The organism is Micromonospora aridisoli, from assembly GCF_056150025.1.
On record NZ_JAXCFK010000107.1, the window covers coordinates 1 to 578 of the forward strand.

The 578-nt window shown below is 70.2% G+C and carries 1 protein-coding gene; it reads left to right on the plus strand.

The features are described from left to right. Positions 1 to 524 (plus strand): transposase (locus SM447_RS29595; protein WP_474576154.1); only part of this gene is annotated, 524 nt, incomplete at its 5' end. Positions 525 to 578 lie beyond the last annotated feature (54 nt).

A 578-nucleotide genomic window follows, 5' to 3' on the forward strand; every position in this document is an offset into this window, starting at 1 on the left:
CCGCGCTCCCCGTCGACCAGACCCGACTCACTGATCCCGTCGAGGCCACCAAAGCCGCCCTGACGGCCATCGCCGCCCGGATCCAGGCCCTGACCGCCGAGATCACCCAAGCCGACCAGCGGCTACGACCCGCCGTCGCCCGCACCGCCCCACACCTGCACGCCGTCTACGGCATCGGCACCGACGTCGCCGGACAACTACTCACCACCGCCGGCGACAACCCCGACCGGCTCCGCAGCGAAGCCGCCCTGGCCCACCTCTGCGGCGCCGCACCCATCCCCGCCAGTCCAGGGCGCACCGACCGACACCGCCTCAACCGCGGCGGCGACAGAGCCGCGAACAAAGCCCTACACACCATCGCCCTCTGCCGCCTGCGCCACGACCCCCGCACCCGCGCCTACCAGGAGAAACGCACCAAACAGGGCCCCAGCAACAAAGAGATCATCCGCTGCCTCAAGCGCTACATCATCCGCGAGGTCCACACCGCCCTCCTCGCCGACTACACCGCCCTCACCACCCCTTGACATCCATAGGAGCATCCCCTCCCCCGGCTCACCGATCAAGGAGTCCGCGCCGAA